The organism is Streptomyces sp. NPDC004610 (assembly GCF_040609715.1).
Classification (GTDB): domain Bacteria; phylum Actinomycetota; class Actinomycetes; order Streptomycetales; family Streptomycetaceae; genus Streptomyces.
This window is the reverse complement of sequence record NZ_JBEXLA010000001.1, coordinates 439,221-459,616: the sequence shown is the minus strand read 5'-3', so window position 1 is coordinate 459,616 and position 20,396 is coordinate 439,221. Positions and strand designations below refer to the sequence as shown.

General features: G+C 72.7%; 19 protein-coding genes and 1 pseudogene. 17 read left to right on the top strand and 3 right to left on the bottom strand.

The window, feature by feature from the left end:
* Positions 1–77 precede the first annotated feature (77 nt).
* The 14 genes from ald to der all read left to right on the top strand — a co-directional run bounded on the left by ald (position 78) and on the right by der (position 13,909).
* Positions 78–1,193, top strand: coding sequence for an alanine dehydrogenase (gene ald, locus ABZX40_RS02010; RefSeq protein WP_355748373.1), 1,116 nt, complete (start codon positions 78–80; stop codon positions 1,191–1,193).
* A 463-nt stretch (positions 1,194–1,656) separates the two neighbouring features.
* On the top strand, positions 1,657–2,835 hold the full coding sequence (locus ABZX40_RS02005; RefSeq protein ID WP_355748370.1) for a ParA family protein: 1,179 nt from the start codon (positions 1,657–1,659) through the stop codon (positions 2,833–2,835).
* Positions 2,820–3,401 carry a hypothetical protein gene (locus tag ABZX40_RS02000; protein ID WP_355748367.1) on the top strand — a complete coding sequence of 194 codons (582 nt, stop codon included), beginning with the start codon at positions 2,820–2,822 and terminating at the stop codon, positions 3,399–3,401. Before ABZX40_RS02005 ends, ABZX40_RS02000 begins: the two co-directional genes overlap by 16 nt.
* Positions 3,402–3,419: 18 nt before the next feature.
* Positions 3,420–4,445, top strand: a complete 1,026-nt coding sequence (locus ABZX40_RS01995) for a segregation/condensation protein A (RefSeq protein ID WP_355748364.1) — start codon at positions 3,420–3,422, stop codon at positions 4,443–4,445.
* Positions 4,442–5,086 (top strand): SMC-Scp complex subunit ScpB, encoded by a 645-nt coding sequence (gene scpB / locus ABZX40_RS01990; protein WP_355748361.1) that lies wholly within the window; start codon positions 4,442–4,444, stop codon positions 5,084–5,086. The genes ABZX40_RS01995 and scpB overlap by 4 nt, the downstream gene beginning before the upstream one ends.
* Before the next feature lie 22 nt (positions 5,087–5,108).
* On the top strand, positions 5,109–6,209 hold the full coding sequence (locus tag ABZX40_RS01985; protein WP_355748358.1) for a pseudouridine synthase: 1,101 nt from the start codon (positions 5,109–5,111) through the stop codon (positions 6,207–6,209).
* 203 nt (positions 6,210–6,412) lie between these two features.
* Complete coding sequence (locus tag ABZX40_RS01980) at positions 6,413–6,985, top strand: TIGR03086 family metal-binding protein (RefSeq protein WP_355748355.1); 573 nt, start codon at positions 6,413–6,415, stop codon at positions 6,983–6,985.
* 91 nt (positions 6,986–7,076) lie between these two features.
* Positions 7,077–7,802 carry an NUDIX domain-containing protein gene (locus ABZX40_RS01975; protein WP_355748405.1) on the top strand — a complete coding sequence of 242 codons (726 nt, stop codon included), beginning with the start codon at positions 7,077–7,079 and terminating at the stop codon, positions 7,800–7,802.
* Positions 7,799–8,839, top strand: coding sequence for an ADP-ribosylglycohydrolase family protein (locus ABZX40_RS01970; protein ID WP_355748352.1), 1,041 nt, complete (start codon positions 7,799–7,801; stop codon positions 8,837–8,839). The genes ABZX40_RS01975 and ABZX40_RS01970 overlap by 4 nt, the downstream gene beginning before the upstream one ends.
* A gap of 137 nt (positions 8,840–8,976) precedes the next feature.
* Positions 8,977–9,468, top strand: a complete 492-nt coding sequence (locus ABZX40_RS01965) for a YidB family protein (protein ID WP_355748349.1) — start codon at positions 8,977–8,979, stop codon at positions 9,466–9,468.
* 156 nt (positions 9,469–9,624) lie between these two features.
* Complete coding sequence (locus ABZX40_RS01960; protein WP_355748346.1) at positions 9,625–10,710, top strand: prephenate dehydrogenase; 1,086 nt, start codon at positions 9,625–9,627, stop codon at positions 10,708–10,710.
* A 254-nt stretch (positions 10,711–10,964) separates the two neighbouring features.
* Positions 10,965–11,651: a (d)CMP kinase gene (gene cmk, locus ABZX40_RS01955; protein ID WP_355748344.1), complete on the top strand. Its 687-nt coding sequence runs from the start codon at positions 10,965–10,967 to the stop codon at positions 11,649–11,651.
* Complete coding sequence (locus tag ABZX40_RS01950; protein WP_355748341.1) at positions 11,648–12,340, top strand: lysophospholipid acyltransferase family protein; 693 nt, start codon at positions 11,648–11,650, stop codon at positions 12,338–12,340. Before cmk ends, ABZX40_RS01950 begins: the two co-directional genes overlap by 4 nt.
* A 90-nt stretch (positions 12,341–12,430) precedes the next feature.
* A complete protein-coding gene (der, locus tag ABZX40_RS01945; protein WP_355748338.1) occupies positions 12,431–13,909 on the top strand; it encodes a ribosome biogenesis GTPase Der in 1,479 nt (492 codons plus the stop codon).
* A gap of 55 nt (positions 13,910–13,964) precedes the next feature.
* Here der and ABZX40_RS01940 read toward each other — a convergent pair whose 3' ends face one another.
* Positions 13,965–14,384, bottom strand: a complete 420-nt coding sequence (locus tag ABZX40_RS01940) for a hypothetical protein (RefSeq protein ID WP_355748335.1) — start codon at positions 14,382–14,384, stop codon at positions 13,965–13,967.
* Between the two features lie 76 nt (positions 14,385–14,460).
* Positions 14,461–15,243 (bottom strand): hypothetical protein, encoded by a 783-nt coding sequence (locus tag ABZX40_RS01935; protein ID WP_355748333.1) that lies wholly within the window; start codon positions 15,241–15,243, stop codon positions 14,461–14,463.
* Positions 15,244–15,778: 535 nt separating this feature from the next.
* On the opposite strand from ABZX40_RS01935, the gene ABZX40_RS01930 reads away from it, so the two are divergent.
* Entirely contained in the window at positions 15,779–16,411 is a 633-nt protein-coding gene (locus ABZX40_RS01930) for a transglycosylase family protein (RefSeq protein ID WP_355748330.1), read from the top strand.
* A gap of 477 nt (positions 16,412–16,888) precedes the next feature.
* Complete coding sequence (locus ABZX40_RS01925) at positions 16,889–17,104, top strand: I78 family peptidase inhibitor (RefSeq protein WP_355748327.1); 216 nt, start codon at positions 16,889–16,891, stop codon at positions 17,102–17,104.
* 33 nt (positions 17,105–17,137) lie between these two features.
* Here ABZX40_RS01925 and ABZX40_RS01920 read toward each other — a convergent pair whose 3' ends face one another.
* Positions 17,138–18,226, bottom strand: coding sequence for a phosphatase PAP2 family protein (locus ABZX40_RS01920; RefSeq protein ID WP_355748324.1), 1,089 nt, complete (start codon positions 18,224–18,226; stop codon positions 17,138–17,140).
* A 515-nt stretch (positions 18,227–18,741) separates the two neighbouring features.
* Between ABZX40_RS01920 and ABZX40_RS01915 the strand changes: the two are divergent.
* A pseudogene (locus ABZX40_RS01915) lies at positions 18,742–20,359 on the top strand (MFS transporter).
* Positions 20,360–20,396: the final 37 nt, after the last annotated feature.

The following is a 20,396-nucleotide window of genomic DNA, read 5'->3' as shown; positions in this document are numbered from 1 at the left end:
GCGGTGTCTCCCGGTGTGCCCGTGCGTGCCCGGGTTTATCGGATATGCACCCACTCTGAGCCAAGGACCGTGACGACATGAAGGTCGGCATCCCCCGCGAGGTCAAGAACAACGAGTTCCGGGTGGCCATCACCCCGGGCGGCGTGCACGAACTGGTGCGCCACGGTCATCAGGTCGTCGTCGAGCGCGGGGCCGGCCTCGGCTCCTCCATCCCGGACGCGGACTACGTCGCGGCGGGCGCCGCGATCCTGGAGACCGCCGACGAGGTCTGGGCCACCGCCGACCTGCTGCTGAAGGTCAAGGAGCCCATCGCCGAGGAGTACCACCGGCTGCGCAAGGACCAGATCCTCTTCACCTATCTGCACCTGGCCGCCTCCAAGGAGTGCACGGACGCCCTGATCGAGTCCGGCACCACCGCCATCGCCTACGAGACCGTCGAGCTGCCCGGCCGCGCGCTGCCGCTGCTCGCCCCGATGTCCGAGGTCGCCGGGCGACTCGCCCCGCAGGTCGGCGCCTACCACCTGATGCGCCCGGCCGGCGGTCGCGGGGTGCTGCCGGGCGGCGTGCCCGGCGTGACCCCCGCCAAGGCGGTCGTCATCGGCGGCGGGGTCTCCGGCTGGAACGCCACCCAGATCGCCGTCGGCATGGGCTTCGACGTGACCCTGCTGGACCGGGACATCAACAAGCTCCGCGAGGCCGACAAGATCTTCGGCACCAAGGTGAAGGCGGTCATGTCGAACGCCTACGAACTGGAGAAGGCCGTCCTGGAGGCCGACCTCGTCATCGGCGCGGTCCTCATCCCCGGCGCCAAGGCCCCCAAGCTGGTCACCAACGAGCTGGTCTCCCGGATGAAGCCGGGAAGTGTCCTTGTCGACATCGCGATCGACCAGGGCGGCTGCTTCGAGGACTCCCACCCGACCACCCACGCCGAGCCGATCTTCCGGGTGCACGACTCGGTCTTCTACTGCGTCGCCAACATGCCCGGCGCGGTCCCCAACACCTCCACCAACGCCCTCACCAACGCCACCCTCCCGTACATCGTGTCGCTGGCCGACAACGGCTGGGTCGAGGCGCTGCGCCGGGACCCCGCGCTGGCCAGGGGCCTCAACACCCATGACGGCAAGGTCGTCTACAAGGAGGTCGCCGAGGCGCACGGCCTGGAGCACGTCGAACTGGTGACCCTGCTCGGCTGACCCCGGCCCCGGATCCTCCCGGCCCTCCCGGGCCCTCTCCGGACCCCCGCGACACCCGGCGCGCACCCGCGACACGCCCGGGAACGGCCGCCGTACGGCGAAATCAAGTCGTCATCCGGCAAAAGGCGATTCGTCAACACGCCTCGTCAACCGCACACGCCCGGCCGGACCTTGCCCGACAAGGTCCGGCCGGGTGTGTGTATGGTCACTTTGCCGCACTCGGTCAACTCGCCTCGAACGTAACCCTTAACCGACCTTGGACCGATTCGCACACCCGGGAAACCCACCGTGCGACGGCCGTACGCCCTTGACAGAGGGATGTTTCATTGCCGACACATCCTGCCGGGTCCGGCGGATTGTGTTGCTGCGGACGCCCGACACGCCATAGAGTCGCCAACCGTCGGCATGGTGCCACGCTGACCTGTCTAGAAGTTTCCTGGTCACCAAGGAGGTAAGACGACTTGTGAATGAGTCGACATTTTCTCCCGGGGGTGGTCAACCAGGAAGCCTCGCGCGGGGCCAGGCTGCCGCGGGGTTCGAGGCTGTCGGCTCCGTAGCGGTGCGCACCTTCGCTGCCCACCAGAGTCTCCTCAAGCCCGGGGTGACTCAGTCAGCACACCCGAGCATGGATGGCCATCACGTGAACGCCATGACCGGCGACGGAAGTGGCGCGCCCCACAACCACTTCGCCGACTACGACGAACTGCCCGAGGGGCACTTCTACGACCCGGACGCCGAGTACGAGCCCGACCCCGAGTACGCGGCCACCCTCGCGCCCGACGCGGCCCGCCAGCGCCGCGAGCGGATCGGCCCGACCGGGCGCCCGCTGCCGTACTTCCCGATCCCGGGACCGCTGACGGACCACGGGCCCGCGAAGATCATCGCGATGTGCAACCAGAAGGGCGGCGTCGGCAAGACCACGTCGACCATCAACCTGGGCGCCGCGCTCGCGGAGTACGGCCGCCGGGTGCTGCTGGTGGACTTCGACCCGCAGGGCGCGCTGTCGGTCGGTCTCGGCGTCAACCCGATGGAACTCGATCTGACGGTCTACAACCTGCTCATGGAGCGGGGCATGTCCGCCGACGAGGTGCTGCTGAAGACCGCGGTCCCCAATATGGACCTGCTGCCCAGCAACATCGACCTGTCGGCCGCCGAGGTCCAACTGGTCTCCGAGGTCGCGCGCGAGTCCACGCTCCAGCGGGCGCTGAAGCCGCTGCTGCCCGACTACGACTACATCGTGATCGACTGTCAGCCCTCGCTCGGTCTGCTCACGGTCAACGCGCTCACCGCCGCGCACAAGGTCATCGTCCCGCTGGAGTGCGAGTTCTTCGCCCTGCGCGGAGTCGCCCTGCTGACCGAGACCATCGAGAAGGTCCAGGAGCGGCTGAACCCGGATCTGGAGCTGGACGGCATCCTCGCCACCATGTACGACTCGCGTACGGTGCACAGCCGTGAGGTGCTCGCGCGGGTCGTGGAGGCGTTCGACGACCACGTCTACCACACGGTCATCGGCCGCACGGTCCGCTTCCCGGAGACCACGGTCGCCGGTGAGCCGATCACCACCTACGCCTCCAACTCCGTCGGTGCCGCCGCCTATCGCCAGCTCGCCAGGGAGGTGCTCGCCCGGTGTCACGCCGAGTGAGTCTGCCGGGGGCCGACGAACTCTTCCGTACGACAGGGGGTATGGCGCTCCAGCCGTCCAGCCCGCGGCGTGGACCGGGCGGGGAGCCCCGGGTGCCGGCGCCGGCCGGGGAGAGCGACCCGCAGGCCGCCGAGGACGCCCCGCACGCCGTACCCGTCCAGGGCGGCGACGGCAACGGGGACGAGCATGTGGCCGCGGGCGCGGATACGGCCGACGCGGACTCGCGCGGGCGCGAGCGGGACCGTGAGCGCGGTGCCCGCCGGGGCGCCGCCGCGGCGCAGGAAGGTTCTGCCGCCGCCGGGAACGGCGACACCCCCCGCAAGCGCGGCCGGGGCGGGGGCACCCGCCGGCCCAGCGGACGCGAGCGCCACGACGAGAAGATCACGGTCTATGTCTCCGCCGAGGAACTGATGGATCTGGAGCACGCGCGGCTGGTGCTGCGCGGCGAACACGGACTGGCGGTGGACCGCGGACGGATCGTCCGCGAGGCGGTCGCCGTGGTCCTCGCGGATCTGGAGACCCGCGGCGACGCCAGCATCCTCGTACGACGGTTGCGCGGGCGGTAGCGGTAGCCTGCGGAGGCCATGACCTCCAGTGATGCTTCCGCCCCCGGCGACGGCCGTTCCGGTCGTCGGCGTGTGCTGGGGCGAGGGCCCGGGGTGGCCGCGCCGGAGCGGATGGACGCCGGGCCGAGCGAGACCGCTGAAACGGTTCCGCCCGCACCGGCCGCCGAGCCCGGCGAACGCACCGGACCCGCACAGCTCACCGAACCCGCCGCGCAGCCCGCCGACGCGGACGACGACGCTGGTTTCACCGTCCGGCTGGCCAACTTCGAGGGCCCCTTCGATCTGCTGCTCCAGCTGATCTCCCGCCACAAACTGGATGTCACCGAGGTCGCCCTGTCGAAGGTGACCGACGAGTTCATGGCGTACATCCGGGCGATGGGCCCGGACTGGGATCTGGACGAGACGACCGAGTTCCTGGTCGTCGCGGCGACCCTGCTGGATCTGAAGGCGGCCCGGCTGCTGCCCGCCGCCGAGGTGGAGGACGAGGCCGATCTCGCGCTGCTGGAGGCCCGCGACCTGCTGTTCGCGCGGCTGCTCCAGTACCGGGCCTACAAGCGGATCGCCGACATCTTCAGCGGGCGCCTCGACGACGAGGGGCGGCGCTACCCCCGTACCGTCGGGCTGGAGCCGCACCATGCCGAGCTGCTGCCCGATGTGGTGATCAGCATCGGGGCCGAGGGGTTCGCGCGGCTGGCGGTGAAGGCGATGCAGCCCCGGCCCCGGCCCCAGGTCTATGTCGACCACATCCACGCGCCGCTGGTGAGCGTGCAGGAGCAGGCCCGGATCGTGGTCGCGCGGCTGCGCGAACTCGGCGAGGCCAGCTTCCGGACGCTGGTCGAGGACACCGGCGACACCCTGACCGTGGTCGCCCGGTTCCTGGCGCTGCTGGAGCTGTACCGGGAGAAGGCGGTCGCGCTGGAGCAGGAGACCGCGCTCGGGGAGCTGCTGGTGCGCTGGACCGGGGGCGTGGAGGAGGCCGGGCCGCTGGTCACCGACGAGTTCGACCGGGCGCCGGAGCCGCCCGGGGAGAAGGAGAAGCCATGACGGACGGTGGGACCGGGGCGGCGGCGGGGTCCGTCGCCGATCTGGCGCTCAAGCCCGCGCTGGAAGCCGTACTGATGGTGGTGGACGAGCCCGCGACCGAGGAGCATCTCGCGAAGATCCTCCAGCGGCCCCGGCGCAGGATCGCCGACGCGCTGCGGGAGCTGGCCGACGAGTACGCGGCGCAGGGGCGGGGTTTCGAGCTGCGGGCGGTCGCCGGGGGCTGGCGGTACTACACCCGGCCCGCGTACGCGGCGGCCGTCGAGGGGTTCGTCCTGGACGGGCAGCACGCCCGGCTCACCCAGGCCGCGCTGGAGACCCTCGCGGTGGTCGCCTACCGCCAGCCGGTCAGCCGCAGCCGGGTCTCCGCGGTGCGCGGGGTCAACTGCGACGGGGTCATGCGCACCCTGCTCCAGCGGGGCCTGGTCCAGGAGGCGGGCACGGAACCCGAAACAGGTGCGATCCTATATACGACGACGCACTACTTCCTGGAGCGGATGGGCCTGCGCGGCCTGGACGAGCTGCCGGAACTCGCACCCTTCCTCCCGGAGGCGGAGGCGATCGAGGCCGACACCCTGGAAGGGGTGCCGTCGTTCGACCCGGACGCGCCCGACGCCCCGGGCGCAGACGACGCGGACGACTAGACGGAACCAGACGGAACCTTTGATGCGAAGCAGTGGTAGCGGCAGCGGCAGCGGTAAGAGCGGTGGGCGCGGTAACCACCGCGGTGCCGGGAACAGCAGGGACCAGCGGCAGGGACAGGGCCAGAGTCAGGGCCAGAGCCAGGGCCGTCCCCGCAAGCCCCGCCCCGAGGAGCGCCGCTACGACGTGGGCCCCGGGGCCACCCAGGACGGCCCGAAGGCCGGGCGCGGCGGCGCGGCCCGCGGGGGCGCCAAGGGCGGCCCCAAGCAGGGTCAGCCCGCGCGCGGCCGGACGGCCCCCGGGCGCTCGCGCGAGTACGAGACGCGGGCGGAGGAGCGCAACCGCGACCGGTACGCCGGCAAGAAGGACGTGAAGCCGCCCAGGACGTTCCCGGGCGCCGAGCAGGAGGGCGAGCGGCTCCAGAAGGTGCTGGCGCGCGCGGGTTACGGCTCGCGGCGGGCCTGCGAGGAGCTGATCGACCAGGCCAGGGTCGAGGTCAACGGCGAGATCGTCACCGAGCAGGGCAAGCGGGTCGACCCGGAGAAGGACGAGGTCAAGGTCGACGGACTGACCGTGGCCACCCAGTCGTACCAGTTCTTCTCGCTCAACAAGCCGGCCGGGGTCGTCTCCACCATGGAGGACCCGGAGGGGCGGCAGTGCCTCGGCGACTACGTCACCAACCGGGAGACCCGGCTCTTCCATGTGGGGCGGCTGGACACCGAGACCGAGGGCGTCATCCTGCTCACCAACCACGGTGAGCTGGCCCACCGGCTGACCCACCCCAAGTACGGCGTGAAGAAGACCTATCTCGCGCACATCGTCGGCCCGATCCCGCGCGATCTGGGCAAGCGGCTCAAGGACGGCATCCAGCTGGAGGACGGGTACGCGCGCGCGGACCACTTCCGGGTCGTGGAGCAGACCGGCAAGAACTACCTGGTCGAGGTCACCCTGCACGAGGGCCGCAAGCACATCGTCCGGCGGATGCTGGCCGAGGCCGGGTTCCCGGTGGACAAGCTGGTCCGGGTCGCCTTCGGCCCCATCACCCTGGGCGACCAGAAGTCGGGCTGGCTGCGGCGGCTGTCCAACACCGAGGTCGGCATGCTGCTCAACGAGGTCGATCTGTAGAGAGTCGACCTGGAGAGATCTGTACAGAATCAGCTGATCTGTACAGATCAGCAGACATCAGCGGTGGCGTCGCGCGGCCGGTCCTGGAATTCTCCGGGGCCGGCCGATGTCTTTGGGCCGCCCGGCCGGTCTGTACCGATGACGGCCGGTGCGTACCGCGGACGGATGCGGGACGACCGACGACCAACGGGAGGGAGTGCCGGATGACCGGGACGAGGGCGCGGGGGACGGACAGCGACCCGGGTGAGCTGCTGGAACGCTCGCTCGCGTACGCGCTGGGCAGTGTGGTCGGGGTGGAGGGCGCGAGCCTGGGGCGGCACACGCCCTGCCCCGGGTGGGATCTCGGCGCGCTGCTGGGGCATCTGGACGACGCCCTGGACGCGCTGTACGAGGGGCTGACGGGCGGGGTGATCGGGCCGTTCCCGGGAGCGCCGGAGGCCGCCGCGTGCGGGTTCCGGCGGCGGGCGTGCGCGGTGCTCGGGGCGTGGGCCGCGGGGACGCCGGAGCGGGTGCTGATCGGGGACCGGGCGCTGCCGTCGCGGGTGATGGTCGAGGTCGGGGCGGTGGAGATCGCCGTGCACGGGTGGGACGTGGGGCAGGCGTGCGGGCGCCCGCTGCCGTTGCCGGTGCCGCTGGCGGCCGAGTTGCTGCCGGTCGCCCGGCAGGTGGTGGCCGACACGGACCGGGGGGTGCGGTTCGCGGCGCCGCTCGCGGTACCGCGGTCCGCGGGGGCGGACGAACGGCTGCTGGCGTTCCTGGGACGCCGGAGCGGGTGACGCGTGAAAGGGGTTGCCGCCGCCCCGCCCTCTCTTTATAGTCGACTCGACTCTTAATAAGCCGAGCCGAACTGGGGGCGGGCGCGTGAGCATGCCCGGCGGATACGACAAGCACGCCTACGAACCCTTCGCGGTCACCGTCGATCTCGCCGTGCTCACCCTGCGCGAGGGCGTCCTGCGGGTGCTGCTCGTCCGGCGCGGGCAGGAGCCGTACGCCGGACGCTGGGCGCTGCCCGGCGGGTTCGTGCTGCCGGACGAGTCCGCCGAGACGGCCGCCCGGCGTGAACTGGCCGAGGAGACCGGCCTCGCGGATGTCTCCGGACTGCACCTGGAGCAACTGCGCACCTACAGCGACCCCGGCCGCGACCCCCGGATGCGGGTGGTGTCCGTCGCCTTCGCCGCCCTGCTGCCCCACCCGCCCGAACCGCGCGGCGGCGGCGACGCGGCGCTGGCCGACTGGGTGCCGTACGCCGACGCGCACGGCCTGGCCTTCGACCACGATCGGATCCTGGCCGACGCCCACGACCGGGTCGGCGCCAAGCTGGAGTACACCTGCCTCGCCACCGCCTTCTGCCCGCCCGAGTTCACCCTCGGCGAGCTCCAGCGGGTCTACGAGAGCGTCTGGGGCACCGAGCTGGACCGGCCCAACTTCCGCCGCAAGGTCCTCGCCACCCCCGGTTTCGTCACCGCCGTCCCCGGCGCCGCCCGGCTCACCGGCGGGCGCGGCAAACCGGCGGCCCTGTACCGCGCGGGCCCCGCCACCGCCCTCCACCTGCCCCTGCTGCGACCGACCACCCGGGAAGGACACCCCGCATGACCGTCATACCGCCGCCGCCCACGACGACCGTCCGCAAGCGCGCCGCCACCGGGTCCCTGCTCGGCCTCGCCCTCGGGGACGCGCTGGGCTTCCCGACCGAGTTCAACGACGTACCCTCGATCCTCGCGAAGTGCGGCCCCTGGCGCGAGATGGCGCTGCCCCGCCCGGCGTTCATCACCGACGACACCCAGATGACGCTGGCCGTCGGCCGGGCCGTCCGCACCGCCATGGACCGGGGCGTGCTCGGCCCCGAGGGGCTCACCGGGCCGCTGCGCGAGGAGTTCACCGCCTGGTACCGCTCCCCGGACAACGACCGCGCCCCCGGCCGCACCTGCCTGGTCGCCTGTGAACGCCTCCTGGACCCCGGGCTGCCCTGGCAGGACGCCTCCGAGATCCACTCCAAGGGCTGCGGGGCCAATATGCGGGTCGCGCCCCTCGGGCTGGTCCCCGGCCTCAGCGAGGAACAGCACGCCGGGGCCGCCCAGTTGCAGGCCGCCCTCACCCACGGCCACCCCACCGCGCTCGCCGCCGCCGACCTCACCGCCCACGCCGTACGGCTGCTCTCCCAGGGCGCCGAACCGACCGGCCTGGTCGGGCTGCTGCGGTCGTACGCCTACGACAACCGGGGCCGCTACCACGAGCGGTGGCTCGGGGATCTGTGGACGCGGGGACAGGACCCGTCGGCCGAGCACTACATCGCCCGCGGCTGGGACGAGTGCCTGGCGGTCCTGGAGCGGCTCGGCGGCGCCGTGCGGACCGTCTCGCCGGAGACCGATCCCTGTCTCGCCACCGGCGAGGGCTGGATCGCCGAGGAGGCCCTCGCCACCGGGCTGCTCTGCTTCCTGCTCTTCGTCGACGAACCGCTCACCGCGCTGCGCCGGGCCGCCTGCACCTCCGGCGACTCCGACTCGATCGCCTGTCTCACCGGAGCCTTCGCCGGGGCGTATCTCGGGGCCGGGGCGTGGCCCGCCGGGTGGGCGGACCGGGTCGAGCACCAGGGGGAGCTGGTGACGCTGGGCGCACTGTGGGACGCATAGCGTCGCTACCCCGCTGACCTGCGGTTTCCCGCCCGCGCCGGGCGCCGGGTCGCGGAACGGGACCGGTCACGTGACATTGGCAGGGTCGGGGCCGGAGCCGCGTCCTGCGCCCGGCCGCACTCTCGAAAGGCGCGATCATGGCGGGAAACGATCTCGGCAGTCTGCTCGGCGGCCTCCTGGGCGGCGGCCAGCAGCAGAGCGGCGGCAGCGGCGCGGGTGGAGCAGGTGGCGCGGGTGGTGCGAGCGGTGCGGTGAACATCCTCGGCTCGCTGCTCGGCTCGCTGATGGCCGGCAAGGGCGGGGGCGGCGGGACCAGTGCCGCGGCCACCGGCGGCGGCGCCCAGAACCCGCTGGGCGGGCTGCTCGACCTGCTCCAGAAGTCCGGGCTGGTCGACCAGGCGCAGTCCTGGATCAGCCAGGGCCAGAACAAGCCCGTCAGCGGCGCCCAGATCAAGGAGGCGCTGCCCGACGACACCCTCAGCAAGGTCGCCCAGGAGTCCGGCGTCAGCACCGACAAGGCGGCCGACGAACTGGCCTCCGTCCTGCCCCGAGCCATCGACCGGCTCACCCCCCAGGGGCAGGTCCCGTCCGGCTCGCTGGAGGACATCATCAAGCAGCAGCGGCTCTGAGCACCGGGCCGGACCCGGCGGCTCCCGGCGCCCGTCCGCCACCGTCTCAGCGGACGGGCACCGCGCCACCGCCCCCTGCGGCCTGACTACCCTGGACGGGCGTGACCGGCGCTGACCGGCTCCGCGTCGCAGCCGCCCTTCCCAAGGACACGCCCAGTGAGAACCGCACTCGTCATCGGCACCGGCCTGATCGGCACCTCCGTCGCCCTGGCCCTGGTCCGGCGCGGTGTCACCGTCCATCTCGCCGACCACGACCCCGAGCACCTGCGCACCGCCACCGCGCTCGGCGCCGGTACCGACGAGACACCGGACGGCCCGGTCGACCTGGTGGTCGTCGCCGCGCCGCCCGCCCATGTGGCCGCCGTCCTCGGCGACGCCCTGCGGCGCGGTGCCGGACGCGGCTACCTCGACGTGGCCAGCGTCAAGGGCGGCCCCCGCCGCGAACTGGAGGCCCAGGGCCTCGACCTCACCTCGTACATCGGCACGCACCCCATGTCCGGGCGGGAGCGGTCCGGGCCGCTGGCCGCCAGCGCCGATCTCTTCGAGGGCCGCCCCTGGGTGCTCACCCCGACCCGGGACACCGACACCGAGGTCCTGAACCTCGCCCTGGAACTGGTCTCGCACTGCGCCGCCGTCCCGGTCGTCATGGACGCCGACGCCCACGACCGGGCCGTCGCCCTGGTCTCCCACATGCCCCATCTGGTCTCCTCCCTGGTCGCCGCCCGGCTGGAGCACGCCGAGGAGGCCGCCGTACGGCTGTGCGGGCAGGGCATCCGGGACGTGACCCGGATCGCCGCCTCCGACCCGGCGATGTGGATCGACATCCTCTCCGCGAACCCCGGGCCGGTCGCCGACCTGCTCACCGATGTCGCCGCCGACCTCGACGGGACCGTCCGCGCGCTGCGCGCCCTCCAGTCCGCCGACGAGGCCAAGCGGGGCGAGGGCGTCGACGGCGTCCGGGACGTTCTGCGGCGGGGCAACGCCGGGCAGGTACGGGTCCCCGGCAAGCACGGATCCGCGCCCCGGGTGTACGAGGTCGTGGCGGTGCTCATCGACGACCAGCCGGGTCAGCTCGCCCGGATCTTCGCGGACGCGGGGCTGGCCGGGGTCAACATCGAGGACGTCCGGATCGAGCACGCCACGGGACAGCAGGCCGGGCTGGTGCAGCTGATGGTGGAACCGAAGGCGGTACCCGTACTGGGCGCGGCCCTGCGGGACCGGGGGTGGGCGGTGCGGCAGTAAGGGGTGACGTGTCGAGGCGGGCCGGGGTGGGTGTGGCCGTCGTGCGGGGGCTGCCGCCCCCGTGCCCCCGCTTCGGCTCCGGAAGGGCCTCGTCCTCACCCGCCGGACGGGCTGGTTGCGCCCGGCCCGGCCCGAAGGCCGCCGCAGCGTGTGGGCCGACGAGTGACCCGTACGCAGTAACCTTGTCCGGGGCCCCGTACAAGCCCCGCATCCCGTCCGTGTCCCCTCGCACCGCACCAGGAAGGTGTCCCTCCGTGGAAAACGGCGCCGCCCAGCCCGTGATTGTCGCTATCGACGGTCCCTCCGGCACGGGGAAGTCGAGCACGTCCAAGGCTGTCGCCGCTCAGCTGGGGCTGAGGTATCTGGACACCGGGGCCCAGTACCGGGCCATCACCTGGTGGATGGTGAGCAACGGGATCGACACCGACGACCCCTCGGCCGTCGCCGCCGCCGCGGGCAAGCCCGAGATCGTCTCCGGGGTGGACCCGGCCGGGCCGACCATCGAGGTGGACGGCGTGGATGTCGCCGGGCCGATCCGGACGCAGGAGGTGACCGCCAAGGTCAGCGCGGTCAGCGCGGTCCCCGAGGTGCGGACCCGGATCACCGAGTTGCAGCGGACCATCGCCGCCGGTGCCGAGGGCGGGATCGTGGTCGAGGGACGGGACATCGGCACGACCGTGCTGCCGGACGCCGATGTCAAGGTCTTCCTCACCGCCTCCGCCGAGGCCCGCGCCGCCCGCCGCAGCGCGGAGCTGAAGGGCGCCGACCTCGCCACCACCCGCGAGGCCCTGGTCCGGCGGGACGCGGCCGACTCCGGCCGCACCACCTCGCCGCTGGCCAAGGCCGGTGACGCCGTCGAGGTGGACACCACCGAGCTGACGCTGGCCCAGGTCATCGAGTGCGTGGTCACCCTCGTCGAGGAGAAGCGAGCCGAGCGGTGACCGATCTGCCCACCACACGCAGCGCCGACATCGGCCGCCGGATCGGCGTGCCGCTGATGTACGGGCTCTTCCGGCCGCGTGTGCTGGGCGGCTGGCGGGTGCCCGCCGCCGGGCCGCTCATCCTCGCCGTGAACCACTCCCACAACGTCGACGGCCCGATGGTGATGGGCGTCTCGCCCCGCCCGGTGCACTTCCTGATCAAGAAGGAAGCGTTCATCGGGCCCCTGGACCCCTTCCTGACCGGCATCGGCCAGCTGAAGGTGGACCGGGACAGCACCGACCGGACCGCGATCACCCGGGCCATCGGCGTACTGGAGCAGGGCGGCGTCCTCGGCATATTCCCCGAGGGCACCCGGGGCGAGGGCGACTTCGCCGCCCTGCGCGCCGGGCTCGCCTACTTCGCGGTGCGCGGGAACGCCCCCATCGTCCCGGTGGCGGTCCTGGGCAGCTCCGACCGGCGCGGACGCCTGGTCAAGGCCCTGCCCCCGCTCCGCAGCCGGATCGACGTGGTCTACGGCGACCCCTTCGACGCCATCGAAGGGGTGCGCAGCTCCTCTACGGGTGGTGGTGGGCGACGGGCGGGCGGCAGTGGCCGACGCACCCGCAAGGCCCTGGACGAGGCCACCGAACGCATCCAGAAGCAGCTCACCGCCCACCTGGAAAACGCCAGGCGCCTGACCGGGCGCTGAGCGACACTGAGTAGTGGATCAGCTCCGCGAAGCCGCCGACCGGGCGGCGGAGCGCTCCACGATCACCACGATGAACGAGGTACGGACTTCATGAACGACGACATCCACTCCGCGGGCTCGCCGGACGGGCCCGACCACGGAGCGCTCGGCGACGCCGAGTACGCGCGCTTCATGGAGCTGGCCGCGGAAGAGGGCTTCGACGCCGAGGACGTCGAGGGCGCGATCGAGGAGGCGGGCCACGGCCCGCTGCCCGTGCTCGCCGTCGTCGGCCGCCCCAATGTCGGCAAGTCGACGCTGGTGAACCGGATCATCGGGCGCCGCGAGGCCGTCGTCGAGGACAAGCCCGGTGTCACCCGCGACCGGGTGACCTACGAGGCCGAGTGGTCCGGCCGCCGCTTCAAGGTGGTCGACACCGGCGGCTGGGAGCAGGACGTCCTCGGGATCGACGCCTCCGTCGCCGCCCAGGCGGAGTACGCGATCGAGGCCGCCGACGCGGTGGTCTTCGTGGTCGATGCCAAGGTCGGCGCCACCGACACCGACGAGGCGGTCGTCCGGCTGCTGCGCAAGGCCGGCAAGCCGGTCGTGCTGTGCGCCAACAAGGTCGACGGCCAGAGCGGCGAGGCCGACGCCTCCTATCTCTGGTCGCTGGGCCTCGGCGAGCCCCACCCGGTCTCCGCGCTGCACGGTCGGGGCACCGGCGACATGCTGGACGCGGTCCTGGAGGTGCTCCCCGACGCACCCGAGCAGTCCTTCGGCACCGCCGTCGGCGGCCCGCGCCGGATCGCCCTGATCGGCCGCCCGAACGTCGGCAAGTCCTCGCTGCTGAACAAGGTGGCCGGCGAGGAGCGGGTCGTCGTCAACGAGGTGGCGGGCACCACCCGCGACCCGGTGGACGAGCTGATCGAACTCGGCGGGATCACCTGGAAGTTCGTCGACACCGCCGGTATCCGCAAGCGGGTCCACCTCCAGCAGGGCGCCGACTACTACGCCTCGCTGCGCACCGCCGCCGCGGTCGAGAAGGCGGAGGTCGCGGTCGTCCTGATCGACGCCGCCGACAGCATCTCCATCCAGGACCAGCGGATCGTGACGATGGCCGTGGACGCCGGGCGGGCGCTGGTGCTGGCCTTCAACAAGTGGGACACGCTGGACGAGGAGCGCCGCTTCTATCTGGAGCGGGAGATCGAGACCGAGCTGGGCCAGGTGGCCTGGGCGCCGCGGGTCAATGTGTCCGCGCGCACCGGCCGTCATATGGAGAAGCTGGTCCCGGCGATCGAGACGGCGCTGGACGGCTGGGAGACCCGGGTCCCGACCGGTCGGCTCAACGCCTTCCTCGGTGAGCTGGTCTCCGCCCATCCGCACCCGGTGCGCGGCGGGAAGCAGCCCCGGATCCTCTTCGGCACCCAGGCCGGTACCAAGCCGCCCCGGTTCGTCCTGTTCGCCTCCGGGTTCATCGAGGCCGGCTACCGCCGGTTCGTGGAGCGCCGGCTGCGCGAGGAGTTCGGCTTCGACGGCACCCCGATCCATATCTCGGTCCGGGTCCGCGAGAAGCGCGGCGCCAAGAAGAAGTAGACGGCATGAGTGAGGGGGGCGGCCCGCCGAGCGGACCGCCCCCCTCACTCATGCCTCAGACGCCCCGGCGTGGCGCCGGGGGCAGGGCCGCCGGGAGATGCTGCCCCGCCCCCTGCCCCTGCTGGCCGACCTGGCCGACTTGACCGATCTGGCCGACCCGCTGCCACGGGGACGGCTGGCCGCCCCCCTGCCGCGCGCTGTTCGCCCCCGCGCTGTACGCGCTGTAGCTGCTGCCGAACAGACCACTGCCGAGCCCGTACGACCCGATCCCCGGGGGCAGACTGCCGAAGGCGGTGAACCCCAGTTTCTCCTCGCCGCTGCGGTCCCCCGGCAGGGTCCGGAAGGACTTGACGTACTCGGCGTAGAGGGCGTCGTAGATCGGGGTGGGCGAGGGGCCGCCGTGGTTGTCCGGGGCCGTCCGGCCGGAGGGGATCGACGGATAGGACGGACGGGAGGGAACGTCGTATGCGTGCACGTACGTCCAAACGAACCGAAACCCGAAGAGATGCGGTTACCGGACATACCGCAGAGGCGCGGGGGTGTGCGAACGGTCAGGTACCGGCCAGGGGCAGCGCGCTGGCGACCAGCTTGCCGTTGGCCGCCGCCTTGTCGAGGGCGTCGCGCAGCAGGTCCTCGCGGGGCTGACGGCCGATCGAGCCGACCGGCGCCGCGAACATCAGGACCTGCTGGTGCTTGTTGGCGGCGGTCCGCCAGCCGTCGGTGACCTGGAGCGGCTGGTGCGCCTGCCACCAGGCCACCGGCTGGCCACCGCCGGGACCGGGCTGGAGGACGGCGTGCAGCTGGCCCATCGCCAGCAGCACCGACCAGCCGTGCAGCACCGGCGGCACCGCGGAGAGTTCGGTGACCGGCATGAAGCCCTGCTCGATCAGCAGCGGCAGGAAGTCGTCGCCGAGGGCGGTGGAGCCGGGGCGGACGATCGGGGCGGTCGGCTCCACGACCAGCGCGGGGTGCAGCTCCCCGGCGATCAGCACCAGTCCGCTGGTGACCCCGAGCACGGCCTGCTCGGGGGCGACCTTGTGGGGCTCCAGGTCGGCGGCGACCCCGCCGATGGACCGGACGGCGCCCTGGAGCTGCTCCTCGGTCACCTGGACGACCTGCGAGGGCAGACAGCCGGCGTGGGCGAAGGCGAGGACGGCGGTCTCGTCGCCGATGAACAGCACGGTGCTGGTGCGCTCGTGCGCGGAGTCGCCCGGGGTGCGGCAGGACGTGCAGTCGTAACTGCCCGGGGCGTTGTCTCCGGCGAGCAGCCGGTCGGCTTCTTCGTCGCCGATCTCGGCGCGAACCTCGTCGCTGACGTCGAGCATGCGCGGCACGGGTGACTCCCTCGGGATGCGGTGCGTGGGTCGGGGCCGGCTGGCTCCCGGCCCATGGATCCGGGTGGGTCCCGGGCTCCTGAAGGAACAACGGGCGACCTGTGGCGGGGGTCACGCGCGAGGGCGGACGGAATCGACCCGGCGGACGCGCACGGTCACCCCCGGCGCGGAACCGGCCACTCATCGTCAGGCAGGGGGAATGTCAATGGATTTACGGCGGTGAGGTGTCTCACAGGTTTCGCCCAGGTGCGGTCACCATATGGCGACATGCAGGGATGAAGTGGGTGTCCGGAACTCGACGCTACCGCCGGTAACGCCCAACTGGCCTGCCAGGACAGGCAGTTCATTGCCACCGGCTCGCTCTCCTCCGTACATTCCTGCGCCGTGTGCACCGAGCACCGTCCGGGCACGTCCGCCATCGCACCACCCGTACGACAGCAGGCCCCTCGGCGGACGGGACGGGTGCGCCGCACCGCGCCTTCGCGCGGAGCGCGCACCGCGTCCGGGGATCCCGGGTCCGTGGAGAGGGAACTACATGTCCGAATGTGCCGATACCACCCGCGGCAGCATCCGCAAGACCCGTACGACGGCGGTTCTCGCCGGGGCGGCCCTGCTCGCTCCGCTCGGGCTGCTGGCCGCGACCGGCGGCGCCGCCGCGGCGGACGGCGGGGTGTGGGACCGGATCGCCCAGTGCGAGAGCGGCGGCAACTGGCACATCAACACCGAGAACGGCTACTACGGCGGACTCCAGTTCTCCGGCGCGACCTGGCGGGCGTACGGCGGCACGGCATACGCGCCGACCGCCGACCGGGCCACCAAGGAGCAGCAGATCGCCATCGCCACCAAGGTGCAGCGCGGTCAGGGGTGGGGCGCGTGGCCCACCTGCTCGGTCAAGGCGGGCGCCTACGGCGACGCCCCGGCGGCACCCGCCGCGTCCTCGCCGGGCACCTCCCAGCGAAAGGCGCCGCCGACCGGGCAGCCGGCCAGTGCGTCCGGGCACGGCGACCCCGGCTCCGCCCGCGATGACTACACCGTCCGCGCGGGCGACACCCTGGGCGCCATCGCCGACCGGCACGGCACCACCTGGCAGCGGCTGCACGCCGCCAACCGGGAGATCATCGGCGCGGATCCGGATGTGATCGTGCCGGGCCAGCGCCTCGACGTCTGAGCGATAACCCTGCCCTCTGCTCCGGGTTCCGGTCGGGTCCGGTGCCTGGAGCGGGGGGGCTTCCTCGCGCGGCAAGGAGCAGCCGCCGAAGAGGAAGGTGTGGCCCTCGCTCGTTCGCCCCCTCGCCCCTTCGCTCACTCGCTCGGGTCACCGGGCCGGGGCGGGGGCGATTCTGGGTGGTGGCCGTGCAATACCTGTGCGCCACCGGCTTCCCGGCCCGCCCGGAAACGGAATGAAATGCGGTACGGGGACCAGCCTCGCGGAACTCCCCGGGCGCCTTTTCCGGCGATCGGACCGGCACACGGGAATTGCGTTCGAATGCCGGTGGAAGGCGGCCGGATACCGTCATCCGGGTGAGGGAGTTCCCGGGAAACGCCCGTCGTGATCCTGTGACAGAAGCGTGACCGGTCGGGTACCGGTGACCCTCGGTGTCCGCCCCCGCTTCCGCCCGCGGCGCCGAGCGCCTAGCGTGGCGGCATGCCACGTATACCGACACCCCCCACGGACCCCGATGACCCCACCGGCCCCTATGTCGGCCTCGGCGCCGAGGCCGCCGAGCGGCGGGCGCGGGAACGGGGCTGGACCACCGTCCGGGCGCTGCCGCCGGGCGCGATGATCACCATGGAGTACCGCCAGGGGCGGCTGAACTTCGAGGTCGAGGGCGGGCGGGTGAAGCGGGCCTGGAAGGGGTAGCGGGCCGGAGGGGCCGGGGCGGCCCGGTCCCGGTCAGGTGTCGCGCTGGCCGTTCGCCGTCAGGGGGCGGGTCGTCGTCGCCGGGCCGCCGCGCGCGGGGCGGTCGGGGTGCGGTGGGCGGCGGGCGCCGACCGGGGTGACGGGGGTGCGCTCGGGGCGGACCGGGTGCGGGCCCGGGGCCAGCCGGGCCGGCGTGCGGGCGCCGCCGCCGCGCGGTGAGGAGGCCGGCTCGCAGGCCGCGGGTTCGTGCAGCGGACCGGGGTCGGCGGTGCCGGGCGGGGCCGGGTGGGGCTGGAAGGCGGCCACCGGGACGGCCGGCAGCGCGGGGGCCGGGGGCGCCGGTACGCGCCGGGCGCGCGGGACGTACACCCGGTCGCGCTGGGCCAGCAGCCATGCCTCGGCCTGGCCGATCAGCGGCTCCAGCCAGGGCAGCGCCAGCAGCACCAGCAGCCCGGCGGCCCAGCCCAGCAGGACATCGCTCAGCCAGTGGGTGCCCAGATACACCGTGGTCAGACCCACGGACAGGGACATGATGGCGGACAGCGCCGACAGATAGCGGCGGGCGGCCGGGGTGGACGCCAGATAGGCGAGGATGCCCCAGGTCACCACGGCGTTGGCGGTGTGACCCGAGGGAAATATGTCACTGCCGGCCTGGAACCAGTGCCACATCTCGTTGGAGCCGACCTCGGTCGCGTAGTGCGGACCCGAGCGGCCCAGGCCGTACTTCACCGCGCCCACCGTGATGTTGAGCAGCAGCAGCGCCGCGCCGAACGCCAGCAGCGGGCGCAGGGTGTGCTGCCGCCAGCAGCGCCAGCCCAGCCAGGCGGTGACCATCACGGCCGTCGGGCCGCGCTGGCCCAGGACCACCCAGTAGTCCAGGAACGCGTGCACCTCCGGCCACTGCTGGTACGGGCGGAAGAGCATCGCCTGCCAGTCCAGCCGGACCAGCCACGAGGTGGTCGCGACCGCCAGCACGATCGTGATGTAGAAGGTGAGCGTCGCGCCGAAGAGCACCACCCGGTGCCGCGTCATCCGGGGCACGTCGAGGCCGGGCCGCGCCGGCTCACGATCCAGTCGGGCGAACATCCGGTCCAGCCGGGTCGGCTTTGATTCGGTACGCACGCAATCGACGTTACAGGGAGTGAGCTGAGAACCCCGTACAGGCTACGCCTTTGTGATGACGATGTGATGTGGGATTGCTCTCAAGGCGGCCTAATTTCACGGGAATCCGGAATCCCCGGGGCGGGTCTCCTTCGAATTCATTTGGTTACTCCATAGGAGGTGTTCCGCCGGGCGTGTGAATGCGTTCACCGGGGGATCGTGCGGAGTTATCCGGGCGATCACCGGGTGTCGGCGCACGGCGCCCCGGGGCGGTCGTCGCCCGAGGGGTCATGGCGCTGTGCGGGGAGTGGCCGACCTGCCCCGACGCCCACGTGGCGCACGCCACATGCCCTGCCGGGAGAAGGCGGGGTCCGACACCCGTCCCCCGGGGGAACTCGCGTACGCTGACGTGTCACTCGCCGTCCGCCGCGCGGGCCGGAGACACCGCTCCTCTCCGGCCGGGTCACCAAGGAGTCCCCCCTTTCCCGACCCCCGCGATCCCGCCCACGGCGAGGGAACATCTGGGAGGTACGTACATGTCCGGGACGACCACGGCCGCCGCTCTGCTGCGCCGTCGGGCGGCCGGGGCCGGTGCCAGCCGCTGGGTCGTCCTCGTGGTCCTCTGCACCAGCCTGCTGCTGGTCGCGGTCGACGCCACCGTGCTGCATGTCGCGGTGCCCGCCGTCACCGAGGACCTCCGCCCCGGCGCGACCGAGCTGCTCTGGATCGTCGACACCTACCCGCTGGTCTGCGCGGCGCTGCTGATCCTCTTCGGCACGCTCGGCGACCGGGTCGGCCGCAGACGGATCCTGCTCCTCGGCTACGCCCTCTTCGGCGTCGCCTCCGCCCTGGCGGCGTTCGCCGACAGCGCGCAGCTGCTGATCGTGGCGCGGGCGCTGCTCGGGGTCGGTGGCGCGATGATCATGCCGGCCACGCTGTCGATCCTGCGGCAGGTCTTCCCCGACCGCCGGGAACGGGCCGTCGCCATCGGCATCTGGAGCGCGGTCGCCGCGGTCGGCGCGGCCCTCGGACCGCTGCTCGGCGGGTTTCTGCTGGAGCACTTCTGGTGGGGCTCGGTCTTCCTGGTCAATATCCCGCTGATGCTGATCAGCCTGCCGGTGGGACGGCTGCTGCTGCCCGAGTCCACTCGGCGGGGGCGACGGGCCCTGGGACGTGGCCGGCGCGCTGATGGCCGCGGGCGGTCTGTTCGGGGTGGTGCTCGGCGTCAAACGGCTCGGCGCCGGTGAGCAGGCGCTCAGCGCGTACACCGTGGTCCCGCTGGCCGTGGGCACGGCGCTGCTGGTCCTCTTCGTCCGACGGCAGCGGCGGCGCCGGCATCCGCTGGTGGATCTGCGGCTGTTCTCCCGTCCGGCGTTCAGTACGTCCGTCGGGTGCATCGTGCTGGCGATGCTCGCGCTGGTCGGGCTCGAACTGATCGCGGCGCAGTATCTGCAACTGGTGCTGGGGCTGTCCCCGCTGGAGACCGGGCTGCGGCTGCTGCCGCTGACCATCGCCGCGATGGCCGCCGGGCTGTTCGGGGCGCGGCTGCTGCGGCGGTTCGGGCCCCGGCGGATGGTGTGCGCCGGGTTCTGCCTCACCGCGTTCGCGGTGGTGCTGCTGACCGCGATGGGCCGCGACGACAACGCTCCGCTGCTGCTGAGCGGGTTCGTGCTGCTCGGGTTCGGACTGGAGACGACGCTCTTCGGGGCCTATGAGTCGATGCTCGCGGAGGCTCCCCAGGAGCAGGCCGGGGGCGCGGCGGCGATCGGCGAGACCTCCTACCAGCTCGGTGCCGGGCTGGGCATCGCGCTGCTCGGCAGTGTGATGAACGCGGCCTATGCCCCCGGGCTGAAGGCGGTGCCCGGGGTACCGGCGTCGGCGTCGGCCTCGGCGGGGCATTCGCTGGGCGAGGCGTACGAGGTGGCCGGGCGGATCGGGGGGTCCGCCGGAGGGGTCCTGCGGCGGGCGGCGCGGGATTCCTTTGTGCACGGGCTGCATATGACGCTGCTGGTCAGCGCGGGGCTGTTGCTGCTGGGGGCGGTGATGGCGCTGCGGTTGCCGCGGCTCGTGCAGTGCGAGGCGGGAGTGGTGGAGGTCCCGGCGCCGAGAGAGGTCACCCACCCGCCGGCCCGCGACCCCCTGTTGAGAAGCTGAACTCTCCCGTGGGGGCGGATCGCCATCGGCGGCGGCT